The organism is Pantoea sp. BJFS-204 (assembly GCF_049310725.1).
Lineage (GTDB): Bacteria > Pseudomonadota > Gammaproteobacteria > Enterobacterales > Enterobacteriaceae > Pantoea > Pantoea agglomerans.
This window is the reverse complement of record NZ_JBMOWE010000001.1, coordinates 1,100,946-1,117,712: the sequence shown is the minus strand read 5'-3', so window position 1 is coordinate 1,117,712 and position 16,767 is coordinate 1,100,946. Positions and strand designations below refer to the sequence as shown.

General features: G+C 54.0%; 17 protein-coding genes. 12 read left to right on the top strand and 5 right to left on the bottom strand.

Translation table 11 applies throughout. The annotated features are described in order from the left end of the window. The first annotated feature begins 9 nt into the window (after window positions 1-9). Genes ACO6VX_RS05075 through ACO6VX_RS05060 form a run of 4 tightly spaced genes read left to right on the top strand, consistent with a single transcriptional unit; the run spans window position 10 to window position 4,236 of the window. Entirely contained in the window at window positions 10-1,512 is a 1,503-nt protein-coding gene (locus tag ACO6VX_RS05075; protein WP_192072668.1) for a sugar ABC transporter ATP-binding protein, read from the top strand. Window positions 1,513-1,544: 32 nt separating this feature from the next. Further along, window positions 1,545-2,516, top strand: coding sequence for an ABC transporter permease (locus ACO6VX_RS05070; protein ID WP_010244946.1), 972 nt, complete (start codon window positions 1,545-1,547; stop codon window positions 2,514-2,516). Further along, window positions 2,516-3,373 (top strand): MurR/RpiR family transcriptional regulator, encoded by an 858-nt coding sequence (locus ACO6VX_RS05065; protein WP_010244943.1) that lies wholly within the window; start codon window positions 2,516-2,518, stop codon window positions 3,371-3,373. Before ACO6VX_RS05070 ends, ACO6VX_RS05065 begins: the two co-directional genes overlap by 1 nt. Window positions 3,374-3,375: 2 nt before the next feature. Next, complete coding sequence (locus ACO6VX_RS05060; RefSeq protein ID WP_172608519.1) at window positions 3,376-4,236, top strand: PfkB family carbohydrate kinase; 861 nt, start codon at window positions 3,376-3,378, stop codon at window positions 4,234-4,236. Between the two features lie 41 nt (window positions 4,237-4,277). On the opposite strand, the gene ACO6VX_RS05055 is transcribed toward ACO6VX_RS05060, so the two are convergent. Then, entirely contained in the window at window positions 4,278-5,309 is a 1,032-nt protein-coding gene (locus ACO6VX_RS05055; RefSeq protein ID WP_010244937.1) for an NADP-dependent oxidoreductase, read from the bottom strand. A 433-nt stretch (window positions 5,310-5,742) separates the two neighbouring features. On the opposite strand from ACO6VX_RS05055, the gene ACO6VX_RS05050 reads away from it, so the two are divergent. The 3 genes from ACO6VX_RS05050 to ACO6VX_RS05040 all read left to right on the top strand — a co-directional run bounded on the left by ACO6VX_RS05050 (window position 5,743) and on the right by ACO6VX_RS05040 (window position 7,065). After that, window positions 5,743-5,886, top strand: coding sequence for a hypothetical protein (locus ACO6VX_RS05050; RefSeq protein WP_022625658.1), 144 nt, complete (start codon window positions 5,743-5,745; stop codon window positions 5,884-5,886). Window positions 5,887-6,027: 141 nt separating this feature from the next. Further along, window positions 6,028-6,426, top strand: a complete 399-nt coding sequence (locus tag ACO6VX_RS05045) for a VOC family protein (RefSeq protein ID WP_010244934.1) — start codon at window positions 6,028-6,030, stop codon at window positions 6,424-6,426. 120 nt (window positions 6,427-6,546) lie between these two features. Further along, complete coding sequence (locus ACO6VX_RS05040) at window positions 6,547-7,065, top strand: hypothetical protein (protein WP_060680204.1); 519 nt, start codon at window positions 6,547-6,549, stop codon at window positions 7,063-7,065. Here ACO6VX_RS05040 and ACO6VX_RS05035 read toward each other — a convergent pair. After that, the gene (locus ACO6VX_RS05035; protein WP_010670143.1) at window positions 7,058-7,807 is read right to left on the bottom strand and encodes a DeoR/GlpR family DNA-binding transcription regulator; all 750 of its coding nucleotides are present in this window, start codon (window positions 7,805-7,807) and stop codon (window positions 7,058-7,060) included. The two genes, ACO6VX_RS05040 and ACO6VX_RS05035, sit on opposite strands and share 8 nt — an antisense overlap. A gap of 82 nt (window positions 7,808-7,889) precedes the next feature. Between ACO6VX_RS05035 and ACO6VX_RS05030 the strand changes: the two genes are divergently transcribed. After that, entirely contained in the window at window positions 7,890-8,474 is a 585-nt protein-coding gene (locus ACO6VX_RS05030; RefSeq protein WP_010670144.1) for an NUDIX domain-containing protein, read from the top strand. Window positions 8,475-8,517: 43 nt separating this feature from the next. Here ACO6VX_RS05030 and ACO6VX_RS05025 read toward each other — a convergent pair whose 3' ends face one another. Further along, window positions 8,518-9,618: an NADH:flavin oxidoreductase/NADH oxidase gene (locus ACO6VX_RS05025; protein WP_089414183.1), complete on the bottom strand. Its 1,101-nt coding sequence runs from the start codon at window positions 9,616-9,618 to the stop codon at window positions 8,518-8,520. Window positions 9,619-9,882: 264 nt separating this feature from the next. After that, window positions 9,883-10,632, bottom strand: coding sequence for an SDR family oxidoreductase (locus tag ACO6VX_RS05020; protein WP_422457822.1), 750 nt, complete (start codon window positions 10,630-10,632; stop codon window positions 9,883-9,885). Window positions 10,633-10,784: 152 nt separating this feature from the next. Between ACO6VX_RS05020 and ACO6VX_RS05015 the strand changes: the two genes are divergently transcribed. After that, window positions 10,785-11,708, top strand: coding sequence for a LysR family transcriptional regulator (locus ACO6VX_RS05015; protein WP_010670147.1), 924 nt, complete (start codon window positions 10,785-10,787; stop codon window positions 11,706-11,708). A gap of 14 nt (window positions 11,709-11,722) precedes the next feature. On the opposite strand, the gene uraH is transcribed toward ACO6VX_RS05015, so the two are convergent. Beyond that, a complete protein-coding gene (gene uraH, locus ACO6VX_RS05010) occupies window positions 11,723-12,145 on the bottom strand; it encodes a hydroxyisourate hydrolase (RefSeq protein WP_010244915.1) in 423 nt (140 codons plus the stop codon). 740 nt (window positions 12,146-12,885) lie between these two features. Here uraH and ACO6VX_RS05005 point away from each other — a divergent pair. The 3 genes from ACO6VX_RS05005 to ACO6VX_RS04995 all read left to right on the top strand — a co-directional run bounded on the left by ACO6VX_RS05005 (window position 12,886) and on the right by ACO6VX_RS04995 (window position 16,730). Then, window positions 12,886-13,905, top strand: coding sequence for an alpha/beta hydrolase (locus tag ACO6VX_RS05005; RefSeq protein WP_422457821.1), 1,020 nt, complete (start codon window positions 12,886-12,888; stop codon window positions 13,903-13,905). A gap of 1,740 nt (window positions 13,906-15,645) precedes the next feature. Then, a complete protein-coding gene (locus ACO6VX_RS05000; RefSeq protein WP_422457819.1) occupies window positions 15,646-16,164 on the top strand; it encodes a LuxR family transcriptional regulator in 519 nt (172 codons plus the stop codon). Window positions 16,165-16,184: 20 nt separating this feature from the next. Next, window positions 16,185-16,730 carry a fimbrial protein gene (locus ACO6VX_RS04995; RefSeq protein WP_010670150.1) on the top strand — a complete coding sequence of 182 codons (546 nt, stop codon included), beginning with the start codon at window positions 16,185-16,187 and terminating at the stop codon, window positions 16,728-16,730. The last annotated feature ends 37 nt before the right edge of the window (window positions 16,731-16,767 follow it).

Here is a 16,767-nt window from a genome sequence, read left to right as displayed (position 1 = left end):
GGAGCGGGTATGGAACAGTTTCGCTTAATGATGCGTGGCATCAGCAAAAGTTACGGTAACGCCGCCGCGCTGCAGGATGTCGATTTCTCAGTGCGGCCCGGCGAGGTGCACGCGCTGATTGGGGAAAATGGCGCGGGTAAGTCGACGCTGCTGAATATCCTCTCCGGCGTTCGCGGTGCGGACAGCGGAGAGATCAGCGTCAATGGAAACCGGGTGCAGATCCGCAGTCCGCTCAGCGCCCGTCAGGCCGGGATCGCGATGATCCACCAGGAGTTACAGCATGTGCCTGAGCTTTCCGTGGCGCAGAACATGTTTCTGGGTCGCCCGCTGACCCGCGCCGGAGGCTGTTGGGTGGATAAAAAGGCCCAGCTGGCGCGGGCTACCCTGATTCTGAAGACGCTGGATCCCACTATCGATCCCGATACGCCGATCAGGAACCTCAAGGTATCGCAGCAGCAGATCGTTGAGATTGCCCGGGCGCTGCTGGATGACGCCAAAATAATCGCCATGGATGAACCGACCTCCAGCCTGACGCCACGCGAATTTGACCGGCTGGCAGAGCTGATTGGCGATCTGAAGTCGACCGGCGTCTCGCTGATCTATGTCTCGCACAAGATGAATGAGATTTTCCGGGTGTGCGACCGCGCCACCATTATGCGTGACGGAAAGCAGGTTGGGGTGGTCAACATCAATGATGAGGATGAGGAGAGCATCGTCGCCAAAATGGTCGGACGGAAGATCGACAAGCTTGACCATCAGGCGTTTGTCACCGATCGCGAAGTGCTGCGGGTAGAGGATCTGACGCGTGGCAATGAGGTGGTGGCGGCAAACTTCAGCGTTCGTGCGGGCGAAGTGCTGGGCATTGCCGGACTGGTCGGCGCGGGGCGCACTGAACTGCTGAAGCTGATTGCCGGTATCGACAGGCGCACCCGTGGCACGGTGAGCGTCAACGGTGCCGCGGTTAAGAACCACAACGTGCGTGCGGCGATCAAGGCGGGCATTGGCCTGGTACCTGAAGACCGCAAAAAAGAGGGCATTATCAAAGAGCGGGCGGTGAAGATGAATATGGCGCTGCCGTCGATGCACCGCTTCACGTCGGCGGGGCTGATGAACCAGGCCAGGCTGGACCGCGAGGCGCTGAAGGTCATGGGCGACCTGAAACTGCGCCCGCTCGACATTGAGAAAACCATCGGCACGCTGAGTGGCGGCAATCAGCAAAAAGTGATCATCGGCCGCTGGGTTGCGGCGGATGCCAATGTGTTTCTGTTTGATGAGCCGACGCGCGGTATCGATATTGGTGCCAAGTCTGAAATCTATCACCTGATTGAAAAACTGGCCCAGGCGGGCAAAGCCATTGTGGTGGTGTCGTCAGAAATGACCGAGATCATGCGCATCTCCGATCGGGTGCTGGTGATGCGCGAGGGCCGGATAACCAAAGAGTTAACCGGCAGCGCGATCACCGAAGAGAACATTGCCCGTTATGCCATCAAAGATATCGACCAGACCGCCTGACCGCTTACCTGACACTATTTAAGGTTATAACTATGACAACTCAGACATCTACCGGGCCGGGTACCCGACCTGCGCTGCGGCTTAAATTTAATCTGCGTGATGCCGGTACCTTAATTGGCTTACTGATTATCGTGGTGACATTTTCGTTTCTGTCGCCGGTCTTTTTCACGCTGCCTAATCTGCTGAATATTCTGCAGCAGTCCTCAATCAACGCCCTGATTGCACTGGGCATGACGCTGGTGATTATCTCCGGCGGGATTGACCTCTCGGTCGGCCCCACGGCGGCGCTCTCTGCGGTGCTGGGTGCAACCCTGATGGCATCGGGCGTGCCGGTGCCGCTGGCGATCCTCGCGACGCTGGGTGTGGGCGCGATGTGCGGGCTGTTCAGCGGCACACTGATCGCCTATGCCGGGCTGCAGCCGTTTATTGTGACGCTGGGCGGCCTGTCGCTGTTCCGGGCCATTGCGCTGATCTACACCGGCGGCAATCCCATCTTCGGTATTCCGCTGGAATTTCGCAGCCTGATTAACAGTACGCTTTTCGGTATCCCGACGCCGATTGTGATTGTGGCAGTGATTGCGCTGCTGCTGTGGACGGTGATGAATAAGACCCCGCTGGGGGAATATATTCTGGCGATTGGCGGCAATGAAGAGGCGGCGCGGGTCGCAGGTGTGCCGGTTAAGCGCACCAAGGTCACGGTCTATATCTTCTCCGGCCTGCTTGCCTCACTGGCCTCGCTGATTCTGATTGGTCGTCTGGGGGCTGCCGAACCGACCATCGGCAACCTGTGGGAACTGGATGCGATTGCGGCGGCGGCCATTGGCGGTGCGTCGTTAATGGGCGGCAAGGGCAGTATCTTCGGAACGCTGATCGGCGTGGTTATCCTCGGTGCGTTACGTAATGGCTTGACCTTACTGAACATTCAGGCCTTTTACCAATTGCTCGCTACCGGCCTTATTATTATCATAGCGATGTTGATTGACCGGGCGACCCGAGGCAAGTAATGAAGCAAGATCCGCGAGCCATTGGCGCTCAGATTCGTATGCGTTTGCCCCAGCTGACGCCGTTAGAACGTCGGGTAGCTGAGGCGATAATTGCCCGAACCGACATTACCGAGCAATCCTCATTAAAGGAGATTGCGCGGGAGAATAATGTCTCTGAAGCGATGATCGTTAAGATTACCAAAAAACTTAACTTCACCGGCTTCAGGCATTTCAGAAGTGGCCTGATCTATTACAACCAGTCTGAAGTGGCAGGGCTGCATGCGGAAATTGAGCCGGATGATTCGTCGGAGCAGTTGCTGGCCAAAGTTTTCAGAACCTCTATCCAGGCGATTGAAGAGACCTTATCGATTCTGGATGTTTCTGAATTCAATCGTGCGGCGGACATTATCTTTAAAGCGCGTCATATCGATCTCTACGCCGTGGGCGGTTCTGCCGCCGTGGCGCGGGACCTGTCACACAAGATGCTGAAGATTGGCATTAAGTCGACAGCCTATGACGACGCCCACATCATGCTGATGTCAGCCGCCGTGTTATCTGATGACGATGTGGTTATCGCCATCAGCCATTCGGGTGCTACGCGTGCGGTGAACGATCCGGTCAGACTGGCGGGGAGGAATGGCGCGAAAGTTATCGCCATTACCAACTATGCCGAATCCCCGATCGCGAAGAGTGCGCATGTGGTCCTCAATTCAACCTCTCAGGGATCGCATCTGCTGGGTGAAAACGCCGCGTCACGCATCGCCCAGCTCAATATTCTGGATGCGCTGTTTGTCGCTATCGCCAAGAAAGATCTGAAGCGGGCGGAGAAGAACCTGATGAAAACCCAGCATGCGGTTCAGGATCTGCGGGAATTCTAGCTATGAGCAAAATTGCAGTCACCGGCAGTCTTCACTACGACATTATGCTGGATGCACACCATCGCCCGGAAAAAGGCGAAACGGTGATGGGCAGCGCCTGTCGCTATAAGTTTGGTGGCAAGGGGGGGAATCAGGCCGTCGCAGCGGCACGCGCGGGTGCCGCAGTGCGCTTCGCCGGTTCAGTGGGGCGCGATCAGCAGGGGCAATTCCTGCTGGATCATCTGCAGCAGGCCGGGGTCGATTGCACCGCCGTCAGCATCATTGATGCGCTTCCCTCCGGGATGAGCGTGGCGATTACCGATGCCGAAGGAGATTACGGTGCGGTGGTGGTCTCCAATGCTAATCAGCAGATCCCGCTGGAGACCTTTGAGCAGCCCGGCTTCTGGCAGGCGGTGTCGCTGCTGGTGCTGCAAAATGAAGTCCCGGAAGCGGTGAACCTCTGTGCGGCCCAGGCGGCACAGCAGCGGGGGATTACGGTCTGCGTCAACGCCGCGCCCGCCCGGCCGTTGTCAGCCGCGTTTGAAAACTGTATTGATCTGCTGGTGGTGAACGCCATTGAAGCGCGCGATATGTGCGGGATTAGCGTGCAGGATCTGACGTCGGCGCGCTCAGCGGCGGAATCGCTGGCCAGCCGGTTTGCCAGAGTGGTGGTTACCGCTGGTGAACATGGTGTGGCTTACAGCGAGGCGGGAGAGACGCATACACTGGCGGCGCAGAAGGTGACACTGGTGAGCACCCACGGTGCCGGGGATTGTTTTGTCGGCGTGTTGTGTCAGCGCCTGAGTAGCGGGGTAACGCTGGCAGAAGCGGTGAGTGCGGCAAATCGTGCAGCTGCCGAGCACGTTTCCCGGCAGCCGCACTGATTAATGGCGTGCCACGTCAGTGACGCGGCACGCTAACGCCATCAGGCGCCGACGTTCACCACGGTTTTACCGAAGTTTTTGCCATTCAGCATATCGATAAACGCCTGTGGCGCGTTCTCTAATCCTTCAATCATGTGCTCGCGATAGTGGATTTTTTTGTTCTCCACCAGCGGACGCATCGCCTCCAGGAACTCAGGGTAACGGTCACCATAATCCTGGAAGATGATAAAGCCCTGCATACGGATACGGCGTTTCAGAATGCCCGCCATGATCAGAGAGGTTCTGTCCGGGCCTTGCGGCAGCTCACGCTGGCTGTAAGCCGAGACCAGACCACAGACCGGCACGCGCGCAGCGGTGTTCAGCAGCGGGAATACGGCATCAAACACTTTGCCGCCGACGTTTTCGAAGTAGATATCGATACCATCCGGGCAGGCATTTTTCAGCTGCTCTTCAAAGTCGGCGCTGTGGTGATCGAGGCAGGCATCAAAGCCAAGCGTATCGACGGCGTAACGGCATTTCTCTTCACCGCCCGCCACACCAACGACACGGCAGCCTTTCTGTTTACCCAACTGACCGACCGTTGCGCCCACCGGACCGGTTGCGGCTGCAACGACCAGGGTTTCACCCGCTTTCGGCTGACCAATATCCATCAGACCCATATAGGCGGTAAAGCCTGGCATACCGAGAATACCCAGCGCCCATGAGGGATGAGGCAGATCGTTGCCCAGCTTCGCAATCTCTTTGCCATCGGAGACGGCATATTCCTGCCAGCCGCTCTGCGCCAGCACCCAGTCACCGGTCTTAAAATCACTGTTTTTCGATTCGGCGACCTGACAGACGGTGCCGCCCACCATCGGCTGATCCAGCTCTGCCGGCGCGGCGTAGGATTTACCCTCGTCCATCCGCCCACGCATGTAGGGGTCAAGCGAGAGATAGATGGTTTTCAGCAGTACTTCACCCTCTTTGATTTCCGGGACGGGCTGCGCCACATGGCGGAAATTCTCTTTGGTCGGCTCACCGTGAGGGCGTGAAGCCAGTAACCAGGCATGGTTCTGGGTTGCTTGTTCAGTCATATTGTCATCCTTTTATAGCCGGGCAATGCTCAGGGCATCACCATATGAATACCGGGAAAGTGTAGATGACCACGGCAGGAATGCGTTTAGCGCTGTGAGCGGTAAGCTGATTTACCGATAACAGGGCATAGGGTGCTAACCAAGGGGACACAGCGGATGCAGGACCATTGGCGTCATGGATTCAGTTTGACGGCTGTTCACATCCGCTTGCAAAAAACGGGCAGGCGGGTCATCAGCAGTGCGGCATGCCACGCATCCAGGTCAGAGGGAGGCGACTATCATTACGCTTCACCACAAGACTTACAGGGCCAGGGCATATTTTGCGATTGCCGAAACAGAGAAGCTAAAACGCTTCTAGACCGGGTTTTACAGCATCCGCCCCGTGATGTAATGTATGAAGTGAATACCGCCATAGGCGAAGGAGGAAGAGGTTATGTACTCAAAACACGATATTTCAACCCTGAAAAAAATGACAGTTGCAGAGCGTAAAGCGGAAGCAATGCGTCAGCTCAAAGAATCTTTTGATCTTGCGGAGCGCTCAGGCACCGTGCGTTCACGCGAAGCAAAGGCTGGTTGACTGTCAGCTTCCTCCAAAACCCGCTAAGGCGGGTTTTTTTATGCCTTCAATTTATGGGCATGGGAAGTTGCTGCGCATCCGGCGTCACGGGAAGCTCTGAAGATTGTGATAAATATCAGTGAACTCTACAGGGAGAGAACCATGATTATCCAGCATCTGCGTATTGCCCGACCGGTGACAGACCTGACGCAAAGCAGTCAGAACTATTGTGACGGGCTGGGGTTGCAAGAAATCGGTGAGTTTACTGATCATCAGGGGTTCAGTGGCGTGATGCTGGGCGCTGAAGGGCTGGCCTGGCATCTCGAATTCACGCTCTGTCACACGCATCCCGTCCGGCCATCGCCAACAGATGAGGACCTGCTGGTGCTCTACATTCCGCAACGGCCTGACTGGCTGGCCCGATGTGCCTGTATGGATGAGGCAGGATTTATGCGGTTGAATTCATTTAATCCCTATTGGGACCAACGGGGCGTGACATTTATCGACAGGGATGGTTATCGTGTTGTTATCCAGCATGCAGCCTGGCAATCCGCAATCTGACCTGTACCGGAGTTCACCCTGAACATTCTTTGCTTTCACACCGCGGCCAGTAATATCGCGATATTTGATGATGCCGCCCGCGCACTGGCGCGTGACAATCCACCGCTGAATCATCTGGTGATGCCTGCGCTGCTGGCAGAAGCGGAACGCAGCGGCGGGATGACGATTGCTTTACGCCGCCGTATTGCCCAAATGATTGAAACGCTGCTGCCGCAGTTTGATGCGGTACTGATCACCTGCTCGACGCTGGGGCCGGTTGCCGGTGATTTCAGCGCGCAGGATCGGGTCATGCGCACCGACGAAATGCTAGCGGAGGCACTGCAGCGTCAGGCAGGGCGCAAGGTTGCGCTCTGTGCGGCAGAATCAACGCTGGCGGCGACGCGGGCACTTTTCTGCCAGCCCGGCAGCCAGGTGGAGGTCGTGCTGGTGGAGGGAGCATGGGCGGCGTTTAAAGCGGGGGAGACAACACGCTATTTTGCACTGATTGCAGCAGCAGCAGAGCAGGCTTATCAGCAGGGAGCCGTTACGGTGGCCCTGGCGCAAAGCTCAATGATGCCAGTAGCACAGCAGTTTCCTGACACACAGCGACCATTGACCGGTCCGCATCTTGCGCTGCAGGCCTGCTACGAACTCAAATGACCGTCACACCCTGCTGGCTCAGTGCCTGTCGCAGCGCCTCATCCGGCTGCGTTTCCACGACCAGCGTGCTGGCCAGCGACAGGTCTCCTATGGCAAACGCCGAGGCGGAGTTCAGCTTTTCCGCTGACGCCAGCACCACGGTTTCCGCTGCACGTCCTGCCAGCGCACGCTTGACCGTCGCCTCTTCGAAATTACCGGTGGTCAGGCCCGCCGCCGGATGCACGCCGGTGACGCCCATAAAAAAGAGATCGGCATTGATGCGGTTGATCGACTCCAGCATCGCTGCGCCCACCGTCACCACTGAATGTTTATAGAGCTGCCCGCCAATCAGTATGATCTCCACGAGTGGATGATCGGCTAACGCCAGCGCCACGCTGGGACTGTGCGTGACCGCGGTAAAGCTCAGCGTGGCGGGTAACAGTCGCACCAGTTCCGCGCTGGTGGTCCCGCCATCAATCAGTACGATCTGTCCCGGCTGGATCAGCGAAACGGCTTTTTGCGCAATAACCTGTTTGGAAGCAGTCTGCACGCTTTTGCGTGTTTCAAAGGTGGCCAGCGCAGCGGAAACCGGCAGCGCGCCGCCATGTACCCGCTGCAACAATCCTTCAGCCGCCAGTTCACGCAGGTCGCGGCGGATAGAGTCTTCGGAGAGGCCAAAGCGCTGGCTGAGGTCCCGCGACTGCACCTGTTTTTCCTGGGCGAGCAGGGCGAGAATCGTCTGTTTTCGCTGGCTGGATAGCATGACTGGCCTTTGCATATTTTTTCTTGAAGTTGCACGATTGTGCATGATAGCGTGATGGCTGTCTACTATCCTGGAGAGCATCATGCAGCAGAACCATCCCCGCGTGCGCATCATCAATGAGCAGTTGCTGTCAGACAACTGGTATACCCTGAAGAAATATACGTTCTCGCTGCTGCGCCGTGACGGCCGCTGGCAGGAGCAGAGCCGTGAAGCCTATGACCGCGGTAACGGCGCAGTGATCCTGCTCTACAACCGTGACAAACGTACGGTGGTACTGACCCGTCAGTTTCGCTTTCCGATTTTCCTTAACGGGCATGATGGCTTTCTGATTGAAGCGGCCGCCGGTCTGCTGGATAACGCCTCGCCGGAAGCGCGTATTGTTGCCGAAGCCGAAGAGGAAACCGGTTTTCGTGTCAGCCATGTGCAGAAGGTGTTTGAAGCCTTTATGAGCCCCGGTTCGGTTACTGAGAAACTCTACTTTTTTATTGCCGAGTATGGCGATCAGCAGCGTAGCGGTGAAGGCGGCGGAATAGCGGAAGAGGGTGAGGATATTGAGGTGCTTGAGATCGGTTTCGACCAGGCGTTACAGGCGATTGACCAGGGTGAGATTGTGGATGCCAAGACCATCATGCTGCTGCAGCATCTGCGGCTGAAAGGCATTTTATAAGAGAACGGGCAGACCGCCATTAATGCGGTCTGCCCGTTAAAGCTTACTGATCCTGCGTCAGGATGCCTTTTACATCGTGCGGTTCAGAACGCAGATACTGTGGCGGAACCTGGACTTTACCATCCAGCGCAGCGGCTGCGTGCCACGGCCAGCGCGGATCGTAAAGAATACCGCGCGCCAGCGCCACCAGGTCAGCTTCACCCTGTTGCAGCAGATCTTCTGCCTGCTGCGGCTCAGTAATTAAGCCGACCGCAATCACCGGAATCGACACCTGCTCACGAATATCGCGGGCGAACGGCACCTGATAATTGGGTCCGACGCTGATTTTCTGATCTTCCGACAAACCACCACTTGAGACATGAATATAGGCACTGTTCAGCGCTTCCAGCTCACGCGAAAAGGCGATTGACTGATTGATCTCCCAGCCGCCTTCGACCCAGTCAGTGGCAGAAATGCGCACGCCTACCGGCACGGAAGCGGGTACGGCATCGCGAACGGCTTTGAAGACCTCCAGTGGGAAGCGCATACGGTTTTCCAGCGAGCCGCCATATTCATCACTGCGCTGATTCGACAGCGGCGACAGGAACTGATGCAGCAGGTAGCCGTGTGCGGCATGCACTTCGATGAGCTGAATTCCCAGACGCACCGCACGCAGGGCGCTGTCGACAAAGGCCTGTTTTACCCGCGCCAGATCGTCAGTGTTCATGGCAACCGGTTTCACTTCATCCGCGCTGTAGCTCAGTGCGGACGGAGCCACGGTTTGCCAGCCGCCGGCTTCAGACGCAATTTGCTTACCGCCTTCCCAGGGTACGGCACACGACGCTTTGCGTCCCGCATGGCCCAGCTGAATACCAACCGGAATAGAGGAGTAGCGGCGGACATCTTCCAGAACCGTTTTCAGCGCAGCTTCATTATCATCATTCCACAAACCGAGATCGCCTGGGGAGATGCGACCAATATCCTCTACGGCGGTGGCTTCAATAATCATCAGACCTGCGCCGGAAAAGGCCAGCTGGCCAAGATGGATACGGTGCCAGGCGGTCGCATTGCCCGCCTCAGCGGAGTACTGGCACATCGGCGCAATCACAATGCGGTTATCCAGCGTAAGTTCGCCCAGCGAGACAGTGGAAAAAAGTTGGCTCATGTTATCTCCATGGTTTTTATGACTGACGTGACAGGCAATAACTATAGCGGGGGATTTGCCAGGCGGGTGTTTCTTCAACGTGACATTTTATGACGGCGTGCCGGATTCAGGTTACAGATCAACGCAGCCTGCTGCCTTTGACAGGGGTTATTACGTTAACGGTTCAGCCAGGCGCAGCTTTGCTGCTCACGCCCGGCGAACCGGGATTCTGCGTACCGGATAAGGACAATCACCAGGGTCTGATATTCAGCTACAGGGTCACTCTCAGACCTGTGCCATTCCGCCATCAACGAACAGTTCTGCCGCATTGATAAAGCTGGCGGCATCCGAGGCGAGAAACGCAACGGTGCGGGCAACCTCCTGCGGTTCACCCAGGCGACCAAGCGGTATCTGTGCTGCCAGCGCATCAAACAAGCCCTGACGCTGATCTTCACTGACCAGATCACCCAGCCCAGGCGTACGGACAGGGCCGGGGCTCACGACATTGACCCGGATTCCGCGATCTTTCAGATCCAGCGCCCACGAACGGGCAAAATTGCGCACTGCCGCTTTACTGGCGCTGTAGACGCTAAAAGCCGCAGTACCCTGCGCTCCGGCAGTCGATCCGGTCAGAATTACCGATGCGCCATCAACCAGCAGAGGCAGGGCTTTCTGGACGGTAAACAGCACGCCGCGTACGTTAGTGCCAAAGATACGGTCAAAATGCTCTTCAGTAATCGCCCCCAGCGACAGCATGTCGCCGCCCCCGGCGTTGGCAAAGAGAATATCGAGGCGTCCCGCCTGCGCTGCAATTCGCGAGTAAACCTCATCGAGATCGTGCAGCTGTGAGGCGTCTGCGCGGATGCCGCTGACGGTTCCGCCGATTTCAGCGACGGCGGCATCCAGCTCCGCCTGACGACGGCCGGTTATAAAAACCTGTGCGCCCTGTGCCGCCAGCTCCCGGGCGGTAGCCAGGCCAATTCCACTCGTTCCGCCTGTAACCAGTGCAATTCTTCCTGCGAGTGATGCGTTCATAAGTTCTTCTCCGGATAGTCTCTTAGACAGTTTGGGTTATTCCCGGTCAGCGGGGCTGCCGGACTGATTGCTACTGTAAGAGAGGAGGATTGGCGGATAAATCCGCTAAAATGAAAATGACTATCCACACGGGTGGATAATAGGGAGATAGAATGGATCAGCTGCTGGCGATAAAAGCCTTTTCACGGGTGGTGGAAAGCGGCAGTTTTACCCGGGCGGCGGACTCGCTGAATATGCCGAAAGCGACGCTGAGTAAGCTGGTTCAGGAGCTGGAAGCGCATCTTTCCGTCAGGCTATTGCAGCGCACCACCCGACGCGTAACCGTCACCGCAGAAGGGCGTGAATACTATGAGAAAGCGCTGCGCATCCTGCACGATCTCGAGGATATTGATGCCTGTTTCAATTCACTGCGCAGTAAGCCGCGTGGGCAGTTACGCATTGATGTCGGCGGATCTACCGCCAGGGACGTTCTGATTCCGCTGCTGCCTGATTTCTTTGCCCGCTATCCTGATATTACGCTGGATCTGGGCGTATCCGATCGCCCGGTCAATCTTATCAGTGACAACGTTGATTGTGTGATCCGCGGCGGTCCGCTGGTCGATTCCTCACTGATTGCCCGCCTGATAGGGCACGCTACGCTCATTACCTGCGCGACACCCGCCTACCTTAAAGCGTTTGGCGTGCCCGCCTATCCTGATGAACTGCGCAACGGACACCGGCTGGTGAGTTATCTCTCGCCGCAAACCGGCAAGCCATTTCCGCTTCGGTTCGAACGTCAGGGAGAGAAAATTGAGATCACCAGTGCGCATCGCATAGGCGTCAATGAAAGCAACGCGCATCTGGCCGCGGGACTGGCAGGGCTTGGGATCATTCAGACATTTAATTATTCGCTGTCGTCGATTCTGCGGCAGGGAGAAATGGTTGAGATCCTGCACGACTGGCGTCCGGCGGGTTATCCGTTTCATCTGGTTTATCCGCAAAACCGGCACGTAACGCAACGGCTACGGGTATTTATCGACTGGCTGGTGGAGTGCTTTCCGGCGCGGGTAGCGGGAGAGGGGAAATCCGGCACCTGAGTGCCGGATCGGGATCAGTTGCCGCGATAGGTAGAGTAACCAAACGGGCTCAGCAGCAACGGGATATGGTAGTGCTCACCGCTGGCCTCCATGTTGAACTCAACCGGGATCTCCGGGAAGAAGGTTTTCTGGTTGTTCTTTTTATAGAAGTCACCGGTTTTAAACACCACGCGGTAGCTACCCGCACTGGCTGTTTTGTCCTGCGGGAACAGGGCGCTGATGCGACCATTGTTATCGGTGACGCCTGATGCCAGTTTCACCCAGTTATCCTGCTGCTTCTGATCCAGTTCAACTTCGATGCCTGCCGTTGGCTGGCCAGTTTGCAGGTTAAGAACGTGCACGCTCAGTGGGTTTTTAGCGGTAGCAGGCTGAGCAGCGATAGCGGATGCGCCAGAGGTCATCAGTAATGTTGCGATCAAGGCATATGAAGTTTTCATCAATGTTTCCTTTATTGATTGTCTGAAGTCGGGTGACAGTGCAGAGAGAGTAATGCGCCTGAGGGCAAAGAGATATTTAGCCGCAGGAAATGTGAAATTTCTGAGAAAGAAGGAAAATGTCTTTAGTTACATCATACAAAATTTCTGCTTAATCATAATCCAACATCTGTGCAGTAATAGCTGATCAGGGAACAGAGGCACCATATGAAATCCTCTCTGAATTCAGCAATAAAACAAAGCCTGGCCCCTGGCGGGCAACGTAGCGATAGCAATCCTCTGATCTATCCACAGAATCGTCTCGTCAGTTATCAACTGCCGTATATGTGTCGACTCGCGGGCGGGCTGTTTTCTGGCGCGAATGGCGTGAGAAAGTGAATCCGGCACACCTGATCAGCGAGCCGGATTCGTAAAAAAGTCTGACCGTGACAGGGTGTGTAACCGAACGGACTCAGCAGCGGCAGCGGGATAGGGTAGCGAGCACCGTTGGCGTCCATGCTGAACTTAACCAGAAAAAAACTCTATGCTTTTAACTTTTTCAGGTGCTCAGGCGTCGTGCTTAATTGCTGAAAATCGATACAGATAGCAGCAAAGTAGTCTGTTAATGACGAAAATAGTCAGAGAGGGTAAAAGCTTGAGATAAATAGTGTGCTATTTAGTAGTTTACAATCCAGGTTCGCCGTGTCATTGTCCTGCCAACCAGATAGCACACTACTTAATTGCAAGTTAATTGGAACCCTGTGATGAAAATGAAACTGATCGCCAGTGCATTATTGTTAGCCAGCCAGATGAGTACCGCGTTTGCTGCACCCACTGAAAACAGTCCGCAACCGACCGCAGGCGTGACCGCTTTCCTGAAGGCGCTCAACAGCGGGAGTGGTAAACCGATTGAGCAACTCTCCGTCAAAGATGCCCGAGCGGTGTTGACGGGGGCGCAGAAGGGCGCAGAACTGCCGCCGGCACAGATTTCACAGAAGATCATTACCGTACAGGGCAAGCCTCTGACGCTGACCATCGTTAAGCCCGAGCACGCCAGCAGCACCTTGCCGGTGTTTATGTTCTTCCACGGCGGTGGCTGGGTGCTGGGTGATTTTCCGACCCATGAGCGACTGGTACGTGACATGGTGAATGCATCCGGCGCTGCTGCGGTATTTGTCAATTATCAACCATCGCCAGAAGCCCATTTCCCGGTGGCAATTAATCAGGCTTATGAAGCCACTAAATGGGTCGCCGAACATGGCGCTGAAATTGGCGTTGACGGAAAACGTCTGGCGCTGGTTGGTAATAGCGTTGGCGGTAACATGGTGGCGGCGGTTGCCTTGCAGGCGAAGCAGTTTAAAACGCCGGCCATCCGTTATGATGTGATGCTGTGGCCGGTTACCGATGCGCGTTTCGACACCGCGTCGTATGATCAATTTGCTGACGGACATTTCCTGACGAAGAACATGATGAAGTGGTTCTGGGATAACTATACCGTTTCGGAAAAAGATCGTAATAACATCCTGGCATCACCGTTGCGTGCCACCACTGAACAGCTGAAAGGGCTGCCGCCAACGCTGATTCAGACTGCAGAGCTGGATGTGTTACGTGATGAAGGTGAAGCGTTCGGTCGTAAGCTGGATGCTGCAGGCGTGCCGGTTACCGTAACGCGCTACAATGGCATGATTCATGATTACGGTTTGCTGAACGCGTTAAGTCAGGAACCCACGGTCAGAACAGCTATTAATCAGGCGGGTGAAGAGTTGCGTTCGCATCTCAAATAACTGACCGGTCACATGAAACCAACCCCGGACCGAATCTTCGTCCGGGGTTCTTACCATACAGTAAGTTTGAAGGAATCAGTTCGAAGACGCAGGGCAGTGCGATTGCCGGAACACCAGGAAAGAACGGAGCAGTATCCAGGCGATAAGTGCGCTGTTAATATCTTATTTAACATAATATACATTATGCGCATATTGATTATGATCGGGAGCGTGATGCTCTATTGTATGGTCTGCTCACCATTTTGGGCTGATCCTGACTGTTTTACTCTTTACAGCAAAATCTGTCAGAAACGATCACAATGTCTGCCTGACCTTGTTACTGTCGCTTATTCTGTTCCGAAACTGAAATAATGTGATGCTACGTTATTCAGCATGGCTTTCCCTGCGGGACATCTTCTTCAGCGACTCTACACGCTATCCTCTCATCAACAAACCTGATATCGGAGATTTGCAGCCGGACGATGCAATGACGACTTCGCCCTTTGCGGCTGGCTGGATGCACTGCTGCGCATTCTGACCGTTTCTCTGCTCAGGTGCTTTGCACAACTTAAGCAGTGACGTCGCTACGTGAAAATTAGCGCATTCATCAGGGCTGTCGGCCACAAAAATGCTGTAGAGGCGTCTATGCATCACCGCTTTATGTTCATCCTCGTTGTCTGCCGTGCGTACCACTAAATTGTCGTAAACGCGTACACGTGTAACTACGCTTTCTTCACTCTGTTCCTTGCCAGGTTAATCCTGTAATGAGCAAGAAAGCCTGAGTCAGCTTTCTGCTGGCTGTCTGGTCAGCCGGACTCATACCGGCTATTCGCATTGCGATTGCAAGGCAGTCAACGCAGCGCAGTGATGCTTTTGCCGTGAGCATTGAAAATAAGAGTCAGTAACATCCGGTCGTTTTCAGCACTATCAGCGACACGCAAAATGAGGTGTAACGTCCCTGCTCTGTCCTGTCATCCAATAACTATCTTGTATAATCTGACAAAAAAGCAGAACGTAAATTTCGCACAGCAAGAATGATTCTTCGTATACAAAATCTGAATGATAACGCCCGGGAAAGAAATAAATATAGATCTCTTTTCTTTTAATGACACTGACCAAAATAGTGATGTTTCCATGCACTAAATAACTGATTTAGATCAATATTTATAGCAAGTGCGTCAATTAACATCTTTGTTACCAGGAGTATTCTTAATAAAATGGGATGTGAACTATAAATATCGTCGCTAATTTTTTTATAAAAGCCATTTAAAATGCAGATCGTTTCAATGAAGTAAGGGAGAAAGCAATAATAGAGTCAGTAAAAAATCATTTATCAATGCCATCATAGTGGCCGATATATACAAAATTGATCACTGAACAAAATTCGCTCATATTTAGCATTGAGTGCGGAATTTTTATTGATCAAAGTGGCGTTATTTGCGAAATATTCCTAACGGACGTAAAAAAATCCTGGTCTCTCAGCACTGCTGAGGGCGTCGTCGCCCTTTTTGTCCCGAATTTTCAACAAATATTACTCCCGCCCGTGGAGGTGACCACTTAAGAAAAATCCGAATAAAGAAAATAGCGGATAATTTTCATCGCCTTGAAACGCGGAGATTTTTATCGATAAAATAATCACAACTCTCGCAACAACGCCAAAATATTATGATAAAGATAACCAGAGAGGAAATTCGCTGCGCCAGTTGTAAATATGGCTGTGATCTCACCCATCGCGCATCAGACATTTATAACAGATGTCCGTTGCAAAAAATTACCACCTGGCCTGGAGGGAATCATTTTTTCTCTTCATCCATACTCAGCATGGTCGCTGGAAAATATGAAAGCATCTTTTGCAGAGGATGTGTATTCGTTGACTTCTCCAGGGAAAATGTCAGGTATTTTACCAATAGCAACTGGATTGAGTATTTGAAACATACGGGATTAATGCTGATTATCGTCAGTGATCGCCATATGGAGCCGCTTGCGGCGTACTGGCAAAAAGAGGACCTGCGTATACAAACTGTGATTTATGCCGATTTGTCCCTGGATGAGATAAACAGACAAATCCAGGGCTGTTATTTCGGTTTAAAAGGCGAGGTCAGGAAAAAAGTGAATGCACTTAAACAGGATGAAGTTCGGTTCCTTGATCTGGCGATGAACGGACTGTCACTACCGATTATTGCCAGAGAAATGGGAGTTGAAGTCAAGCGTGTTTATAACATCAAAGATGCCATTCGCCGGAAAATGGGCATCAGCCTCAATCAGTTATTTTCCGCATAATTATGATAAAGGAGTATTAAATGAACACCAAATTCAGAACGCTTAATCTTGCTGTGTTAATCAGTGCCGGGCTGGTGTCAGCCAGCGTGTTTGCAGCTTCAGATAACACCATCAACTTTCAGGGAGAAGTGACCACTGAAACCTGTTCTGTTTCCGTAAATGGCAACAATGCGTCCCCTGTCGTGCTGCTGCCAACGGTCAGTACTTCGGACCTTGCTGCCTCTGGTGCAACTGCGGGTGATACCACCTTCACCGTGGGCGTTAGCGGCTGCGCCGGGGACAGTACCTCGGCCACCAAAATCTCGACGGTGTTTGTGGGGAATAACGTTAGCGCTGCCGGTAATTTATCTAACACCGGAACCGCAAAAAATGTTGAGGTACAAATCCTCGATCCGAAAGATGCGGTGGTTAATCTGACCAGTGGTTATACCGGCAGCGGTGATCTGACACTGCAGACCGGTGAAACTTCTGGCTCTGCCACCTACTCTGCCCGTTATTACGCATCCGGCACGCCAACGGCGGGTACCGTTACCGCATCACTGCAATATGCCGTGACTTACCAGTAATATTTTTCGTGCGTATCTGGATAGCCAGATACGCACG

Coding starts and splice junctions, on each gene's coding strand:
- ACO6VX_RS05075 (WP_192072668.1), top strand. CDS start 10: ATGGAACAGTTTCGCTTAATGATGCGTGGCATCAGCAAAAGTTACGGT.
- ACO6VX_RS05070 (WP_010244946.1), top strand. CDS start 1,545: ATGACAACTCAGACATCTACCGGGCCGGGTACCCGACCTGCGCTGCGG.
- ACO6VX_RS05065 (WP_010244943.1), top strand. CDS start 2,516: ATGAAGCAAGATCCGCGAGCCATTGGCGCTCAGATTCGTATGCGTTTG.
- ACO6VX_RS05060 (WP_172608519.1), top strand. CDS start 3,376: ATGAGCAAAATTGCAGTCACCGGCAGTCTTCACTACGACATTATGCTG.
- ACO6VX_RS05055 (WP_010244937.1), bottom strand. CDS start 5,309: ATGACTGAACAAGCAACCCAGAACCATGCCTGGTTACTGGCTTCACGC.
- ACO6VX_RS05050 (WP_022625658.1), top strand. CDS start 5,743: ATGTACTCAAAACACGATATTTCAACCCTGAAAAAAATGACAGTTGCA.
- ACO6VX_RS05045 (WP_010244934.1), top strand. CDS start 6,028: ATGATTATCCAGCATCTGCGTATTGCCCGACCGGTGACAGACCTGACG.
- ACO6VX_RS05040 (WP_060680204.1), top strand. CDS start 6,547: ATGCCTGCGCTGCTGGCAGAAGCGGAACGCAGCGGCGGGATGACGATT.
- ACO6VX_RS05035 (WP_010670143.1), bottom strand. CDS start 7,807: ATGCTATCCAGCCAGCGAAAACAGACGATTCTCGCCCTGCTCGCCCAG.
- ACO6VX_RS05030 (WP_010670144.1), top strand. CDS start 7,890: ATGCAGCAGAACCATCCCCGCGTGCGCATCATCAATGAGCAGTTGCTG.
- ACO6VX_RS05025 (WP_089414183.1), bottom strand. CDS start 9,618: ATGAGCCAACTTTTTTCCACTGTCTCGCTGGGCGAACTTACGCTGGAT.
- ACO6VX_RS05020 (WP_422457822.1), bottom strand. CDS start 10,632: ATGAACGCATCACTCGCAGGAAGAATTGCACTGGTTACAGGCGGAACG.
- ACO6VX_RS05015 (WP_010670147.1), top strand. CDS start 10,785: ATGGATCAGCTGCTGGCGATAAAAGCCTTTTCACGGGTGGTGGAAAGC.
- uraH (WP_010244915.1), bottom strand. CDS start 12,145: ATGAAAACTTCATATGCCTTGATCGCAACATTACTGATGACCTCTGGC.
- ACO6VX_RS05005 (WP_422457821.1), top strand. CDS start 12,886: ATGAAAATGAAACTGATCGCCAGTGCATTATTGTTAGCCAGCCAGATG.
- ACO6VX_RS04995 (WP_010670150.1), top strand. CDS start 16,185: ATGAACACCAAATTCAGAACGCTTAATCTTGCTGTGTTAATCAGTGCC.